This is a genomic window from Streptomyces sp. NPDC007346, from assembly GCF_040703535.1.
Taxonomy (GTDB): Bacteria; Actinomycetota; Actinomycetes; order Streptomycetales; family Streptomycetaceae; genus Streptomyces.
In genome coordinates this window covers 38,195-44,945 of the sequence record NZ_JBEYKR010000049.1, presented here as the reverse complement: position 1 = coordinate 44,945, position 6,751 = coordinate 38,195, and the positions used below count along the sequence as shown (strand labels likewise).

5 protein-coding genes are annotated in these 6,751 nt (G+C 74.3%); all 5 read left to right on the top strand.

Features of this window, described 5'->3' with window-relative positions; all coding sequences use genetic code 11:
* Positions 1–99: 99 nt before the first annotated feature.
* The 5 genes from AB0917_RS15475 to moeZ all read left to right on the top strand — a co-directional run bounded on the left by AB0917_RS15475 (position 100) and on the right by moeZ (position 6,681).
* The gene (locus AB0917_RS15475; RefSeq protein WP_366820036.1) at positions 100–1,905 is read left to right on the top strand and encodes a DUF3492 domain-containing protein; all 1,806 of its coding nucleotides are present in this window, start codon (positions 100–102) and stop codon (positions 1,903–1,905) included.
* Positions 1,906–2,287: 382 nt separating this feature from the next.
* The gene (locus AB0917_RS15470) at positions 2,288–3,430 is read left to right on the top strand and encodes a hypothetical protein (protein ID WP_366820035.1); all 1,143 of its coding nucleotides are present in this window, start codon (positions 2,288–2,290) and stop codon (positions 3,428–3,430) included.
* Positions 3,431–3,639: 209 nt separating this feature from the next.
* On the top strand, positions 3,640–4,605 hold the full coding sequence (locus AB0917_RS15465) for an NAD-dependent epimerase/dehydratase family protein (RefSeq protein ID WP_366820031.1): 966 nt from the start codon (positions 3,640–3,642) through the stop codon (positions 4,603–4,605).
* Positions 4,593–5,417 carry a spherulation-specific family 4 protein gene (locus AB0917_RS15460; protein WP_366820030.1) on the top strand — a complete coding sequence of 275 codons (825 nt, stop codon included), beginning with the start codon at positions 4,593–4,595 and terminating at the stop codon, positions 5,415–5,417. Before AB0917_RS15465 ends, AB0917_RS15460 begins: the two co-directional genes overlap by 13 nt.
* 85 nt (positions 5,418–5,502) lie before the next feature.
* A complete protein-coding gene (moeZ, locus tag AB0917_RS15455) occupies positions 5,503–6,681 on the top strand; it encodes an adenylyltransferase/sulfurtransferase MoeZ (protein ID WP_366820029.1) in 1,179 nt (392 codons plus the stop codon).
* Positions 6,682–6,751: the final 70 nt, after the last annotated feature.

Genomic DNA, 6,751 nt, shown 5'->3' with positions numbered 1-6,751 from the left:
CTGTCGGCACTGATCTGCCCGGCCGCCACCAGTTCCTGCAGGGCTGTCTCCAGCTCGCTGGGCAACAGGCGTGCCTCGTCGCGCAGCTCATCGAAGTGGATCGGACTGCTCACCGAAGGTGGCTACCCGTATGCGACCGGTGAGTCCGGACTCTGGTGCGACCGACTGGTGCGCGGGCTGCCGCAGCACGCGTTCGACCTCTTCGCGCTGAGCCGCTCCGCCTACCAGGAGGACCAGGGCTGGGTCGAACTGCCGCACCACGTCGGCCGGGTGCGCACCGCGCCGCTCTGGACACCCGAGGACGGCACCCTGCGCGGCAGCGGTGAACGCGGCCTGCTCGCCCGGCTGGTGACCGGCGGGGGCGTGTCCTACGGACGGCGCGACCGCAAGCGCTTCGCCGCCCACCTCACCGCCCTCGCGACCGCGCTCTGCGCCGCCGAGGACCCCCGCACGGACCCGGCCACGGACGGGGGGCTCTTCACCGAGGGGTTCTACGGCCTGGCCGAGCTGGCCCGGGAGCGCGGCGGACTCCACCTCGCCCTGCGCTCCGAGACCACCGTACGGATCCTGGAGGCCGCCTCCCGCGCCCCGGGCGCCGGGCGGACCGCGCAGGGCGCCACCGTCGTGGACCACCTCGCCACCGCCGCCGAGCTGGAGCGCGTCCTGCGCCCGCTCTCGCTCGACTGGTACGCCCCCGAAAGTCTCGGCGCGGTCGACCTCTGCCACGCGGTGTCCGGCGGGGCGGCCGCCATCCCGGGGCTGCTGGCCAAACGCTTCTTCGGGGTGCCGCTGCTGGTCACCGAGCACGACGTACAGCTCCGCGCGCACCACCTCTCCGCGCCCGACGCACCCTTCGGCGCTCCCGTACGCGCCCTCCTCGCCCGCTTCCACGCACAACTCGCCGCCGAGGTCTACCGGCAGGCCGCCCTCGTCACCCCCGGCAGCACCCATGTCCGCCGCTGGCAGCAGCGGTGCGGCGCCGACCCCGCCAGGCAGCGCACGGTCCACCCGGGCATGGCCGCCGAACGCTTCGCCTCCGTCGGCGAGCGCGACGACGCGGGCGGCCCGGACACCCTGGTCTGGGCCGGCCGCATCGAGCCCGCCAAGGACCTGATCGCCCTGCTCCACGCCTTCGCCGAGGTCCGCCGCGCCGAACCGGACGCCCGGCTGCGGATCTTCGGCGTCCCGGCCGAGGGCGAGGAGGGCGCCGCGTACCTCGCGCACTGCCGGGCGCTGGCCGCCCGGCTCTTCCCCGACGAGGCCGCCGGCGCCCACGCCGAGGGCGTCGGCCCGGTCACCTTCGAGGAGATCGGCGTCCCTGAGGTCCCCGATCTCGCCGAGGCGTACGCGACCGGCGGCGTGAGCGTGCTCTCCAGCGTGGTCGAGGGCTTCCCGGTCGGCCTCGTCGAGTCGATGTTCTGCGGGCGGGCCACCGTCTCCACGGATGTGGGAGCGGTCGTCGAAGTCATCGGCGGGACCGGCCTGGTGGTGCCCCCGCGCAACCCCCGGGCGCTCGCGGAGGCCTGCATCGCCCTGCTGCGCGACCCCGAGCGCCGGGCGCGCCTGGGAGCGGCGGCGCGGGCCCGCGCACTCGAACTCTTCACCGTCGAACAGAACCTCGCGGCGTTTCGCGGCATCTACCTGGAGCTCATCTCGCACGCCCCGGTGCGCCGGGAGGCCGACGCGGTGGACGCCCACGGCGAGCCCCTGCTCTTCGCCACCCCGGCGGAGGCCCGGCTGCTCGGCCACTGGACCCATCCGCAGCCTCCGGCCACGGGACCCCGGGTGCCGAGCTGGGCCGCCGGGGCGGAGCCGGAGCCGGCCCCCGTGCCTGTGCGCGTGCCCGTGCGCGTGCCTGTGCGCGTCTGTGCGGCCACCGGCGGAGCGGGGGGCGGCGATGCGTGACCACCTGATCCGGCCCGACCACGGAGAAGCTCCCTCGATGCCTTGCCCGGAAGAGGCCGTTGTGCCTGTGGATGCCGCTGCTGGTGCTGGTGCTGGTGCTGACTTTGATGCCGGTGTGCCTGTCGGCGTCGGTGCGGGTGCCGGTGCGGGTGCCGGTGTCGGTGTCGGTGTCGGTGTCGGTGTCGATACGGTCGGGGCTGCTGGTGCCGCCGAACCGGCTGCCGTTCGCCCGGAGGCTCCGGAAGCTGTTGAACCCGCCGACGCCCCTCGCGCCGAGCTTGTCGCCGCCTCCATCCCCGCCTCCGCCTCCGTCCCCGCCTCCGCCTCCGTCTCCGCGCCCGCAGCCGCCACCGCCGCGCCCGCAGCCGCCACCGTCACCGCCATAGGGGACCGCCCCGCCGAGATCCCGCCGGGAGGCGTGCCGCGTAAGCCCGCCGTCCCTGCGCGCCAGGGCCCGGCCGACCCCGTGAAGGCCCTGATGCGCGACCACCGCGCTCTGTGCGAACGGGCCGTGAGCCCGCTGGAGATCGCCGCCGGTCTGGAAGCCCACGGCCTCACCGACCGCACCGCCGCCCGCTACCGCCACCGGGACGTGTTCGCGCTCGCCGAAGAGCTGTACGCCCGTACCCCGGTCGGCCCCGCCGAGTCCGCCACGGCCGAGCCCCCGCCGCCCCCTGCCGGCCCCGACACCGGGGCCCGCGCCGGGTGGACGCTGCTCGCGCTGCTCCCCGGCGCCGCCTGCCTCGCCACCGCCGGGCTGCTCCGGGCCACCGAAGGGGTCCTCGGCGGGGGAGCGCGGGCCGCCGTGACCGTCACCGGCGCACTCCTGGCCTGCCTGGCGCTCCGGCTGTGCCTGGGCCGGGGCCCCCTGCGAGCCCCCGAAGGGGCGGGCCGCGCCGGGACGTACGCCTGCTGGCTCCTGAGCTTCGCGGTGTACGGGGAGGAGCTGATCGCCCAGGTCGTCAGCGGTGGCCCGGACGGCCCGTGGGAGGCGAGCCCCGCCCCGCTGCTCGGGCTCGCCGCTGCGCTCGCCCCGGCAGCCTGGTGCGCGCACCTCTTCACCGTGCGGGCCCACCGCGAACTCACCGCGAGCCGCGCACTGAAGGAGTTCGGCGCGGGGGTGCGCCCCCTGCTCCTGGCGGCCGTCGCCCTCTTCCTCTGCGCCCTGCTCCCCCTGCTGTTCCTGGCCGACCTGGGCCTCGGCGGCAACGGGACGCCGGTCGCGGCGGCCGCCCTCGGGGTGCTGTTCTTCCTGGCCCGGCTGCTCGCCGCGCACGGACTGCCCGAGCCGGGCACCGTCGCACTCGCCGCCGCCTGTGCCGTGGAGGCCGCCGCCCCGGCCCTCGTCCTCGCCGGACGCCTGCCCGGCCTCGAACCCCTGGCCCGGCCCGTGCACGCGCTCGTCACGGCGGGCGGCCCCGGAGCGGTGCCCGCCCTCGCCTGCGGCGCGGCGGCGCTCGGACTGCTGGTCCACGCCTGTGCCGCCCTCTCCCGCGCCTCCGCCCACACCCATACCCGGCCCTGAGCCGACCCGCCGACGTACCACCCCCGGATGAACCGCCCCACCGCACAGCCCACCGCACCACCCCACGAACCGCACCACCCAGCCCCACCCCCACGGAGCCGACGCCGTGGGCCCTGTCCGACACCGTATGAACCGACCGAGGAGTAACCCGCCATGACCCCCCAATCCCCCGCACCGGCAGCCCGCCGTCGGCACCGAGGCGGTGCGCGATGAGGGTGCTGCTGCTCGGAGCCAACGGATTCCTCGGCCGCTTCGTCGCCGACCGTCTGCTCGCCGACCCCGCTGTCCACCTCACGGCCCTCGGCCGCGGCGACGACGCCGACGTCCGCTTCGACCTCGCCGGCGGCAGCCCGGGAGCGCTCACCCGCTTCCTGGACGCCGTCCACCCCGGAGTCGTCGTCAACTGCGCCGGAGCCACCCGCGGCGGCGCCCGCGACCTCACCCGCCACAACACCGTCGCCGTCGCCACCGTCTGCGAGGCCCTGCGCCGCAGCCGCTGCGGCGCCCGGCTCGTCCAGGTCGGCTGCGCCTCCGAGTACGGCCCCTCGCAGCCCGGCTCCTCCACCGCCGAGGACGCCATCCCGCGCCCCGGCGGCCCGTACGGCGTCAGCAAGCTCGCCGCCACCGAGCTGGTCCTCGGCTCGGGCCTCGACGCCGTCGTGCTCCGGGTCTTCTCGCCCGTGGGCCCCGGCACCCCGGCCGGCTCCCCGCTCGGCCGGCTCGCCGAGGCGATGCGCCGGGCCATGCAGTCCGGCGACGGCGAGCTGAAGCTCAGCGGCCTCGGGGTGCAGCGGGACTTCGTCGACGTACGGGACGTGGCGCGGGCCGTCCACGCCGCCTCGCTCTCCGCCGCCCAGGGCGTCGTCAACATCGGCACCGGGCGGGCCGTCCGCCTCCGCGACGCCGCCGCCGTACTCGCGCGGGTCGCCGGGTACGCGGGCGCGCTCCACGAGCTGGACTCCCCGCCCCCGCGCCTGCCCATCGGGGCCCCGCGCACCTCCGCCGAGTCGGTCATGGAGCACCTCTCGGCGACCCCGTCCCCGTACCCGGACGGCTGCGGGGCCTGGCAGCAGGCCGACGTCCGCACCGCGCGCGACCGGCTCGGCTGGCGCCCCCGGATCAATCTGGAGGAGTCCCTCGCGGACATCTGGATGGAGGCGGCGTGCCGTATCTGACCGCTCCCACCGACGCCCGCAGGACCGCGGGCGGCGAACCGCTCGGCTTCGGCGTCCCCGGCTACGCCCACCCCCTGCTCGCCCCCGCCGAGTGGGCCGAGCTGACCCGGCCCGGCACCCCGCTGCACTGGGCCGTCCTCAACATCGCCGAAGGCCCCGGCACCCGGCCCGACCCGCACTGCCTGGAAGTGGCCGGGAAACTCCGCAACGCCCGGGAACGCGCCCTGCACGGCGAGGCCCCGGACGACTCCGTACGCGCCTGCGGCGGCCGGCTCCTCGGCCACCTCGACCTGGCCCACGGCAACCGGCCCTTCGACGAACTGATCGCCGACGCCCGGTCCTTCATCGACTGGTACCGGGTCGGCGGCTTCTACCTGGCCCGCTGCCCCGCCGAGCGGGCCCCACTGCCCGACGTCCGCCGTCTCACCGGCACCCTCCACGCCCTGCTGGCGGAGAGCGACAGCGCGGACGACGGCGGACGCCTGGTCCTGGGCCACGGCACCCACCCGCACCCCGGTTACGCGGAGGCGGCCGACCAACTGGTCACCTTCCAGGGCCCGTGGACCGACTACCGCTGGTCCCAGGTGGCCGAGTGGACGGCGGACTACCCGCCGGAGCGGTTCGCGCACTTCGTCCACGGGGTGCCGCGCACCCATCTCGACGAGGCGATGCGCATCGCCCGCTGGCAGGGCGCCGGGACGATCTTCTTCACGGACCGGGACGGACGGAGTGGACAAACCGATCCATTCGCGACGCTGCCCAGGTACTGGGACGAAATTGTCTCGCGGATCGGACCCGGTATCTCGGAATGAGAGGGGGCGTGGCAGTGTTACCGGAAGAACAACCGTACGTAGTCGAAGTACGTAAAATCCGACCACCTGCATTGTTGAGGTTCCTGTGTCGCTGCCACCCCTGGTCGAGCCAGCCGCTGAGCTCACCGTCGACGAGGTCCGCAGGTACTCCCGCCACCTGATCATCCCGGATGTCGGGATGGACGGGCAGAAGCGCCTGAAGAACGCCAAGGTGCTCTGTGTGGGCGCCGGCGGACTCGGCTCGCCGGCCCTGATGTACATGGCCGCGGCCGGTGTCGGCACGCTGGGCATCGTGGAGTTCGACGAGGTCGACGAGTCGAACCTGCAGCGCCAGATCATCCACAGCCAGGCCGACATCGGCCGGTCCAAGGCGGAGTCCGCCAAGGACTCCGTGCTGGGCATCAACCCGTACGTCAACGTGGTCCTTCACCAGGAGCGGCTCGAAGCCGACAACGTGAAGGAGATCTTCGCGCAGTACGACCTGATCGTGGACGGCACGGACAACTTCGCCACCCGCTATCTGGTCAACGACGCGGCGGTGCTGCTGAACAAGCCGTACGTGTGGGGCTCGATCTACCGATTCGACGGCCAGGCCTCCGTGTTCTGGTCCGAGCACGGCCCCTGCTACCGCTGCCTCTACCCGGAGCCCCCGCCGCCGGGCATGGTCCCCTCCTGCGCCGAGGGCGGCGTGCTGGGCGTCCTGTGCGCGTCGGTCGGCTCGATCCAGGTGACCGAGGCGATCAAGCTGCTCGCCGGCATCGGTGACCCGCTGGTGGGCCGTCTGATGATCTACGACGCCCTGGAGATGCAGTACCGCCAGGTCAAGGTCCGCAAGGACCCCGACTGCGCGGTCTGCGGCGAGAACCCGACCGTCACCGAGCTCATCGACTACGAGGCCTTCTGCGGCGTCGTGTCCGAGGAGGCCCAGGAGGCGGCGGCCGGCTCCACGATCACTCCCAAGCAGCTCAAGGAGTGGATCGACGGGGACGAGAAGATCGAGATCATCGACGTCCGCGAGCCGAACGAGTACGAGATCGTCTCGATCCCCGGTGCGAAGCTGATCCCGAAGAACGAGTTCCTCATGGGCAGCGCCCTCCAGGACCTCCCGCAGGACCGCCGTATCGTCCTGCACTGCAAGACGGGTGTCCGCAGCGCCGAGGTCCTCGCGGTCCTCAAGTCGGCGGGCTTCGCCGACTCGGTGCACGTCGGCGGCGGCGTGATCGGCTGGGTCAACCAGATCGAGCCCGAGAAGCCGGTCTACTAGAACGCGCAGAACCTTGCAGTACGGAGAAGGGGCCGGGCCACCGCACCAGGTGGGCCGGCCCCTTCTCCGT

Bases quoted from the DNA above. Each gene is read 5' to 3' on its own strand.
- AB0917_RS15465 (WP_366820031.1), top strand. From the start codon at position 3,640: ATGAGGGTGCTGCTGCTCGGAGCCAACGGATTCCTCGGCCGCTTCGTC.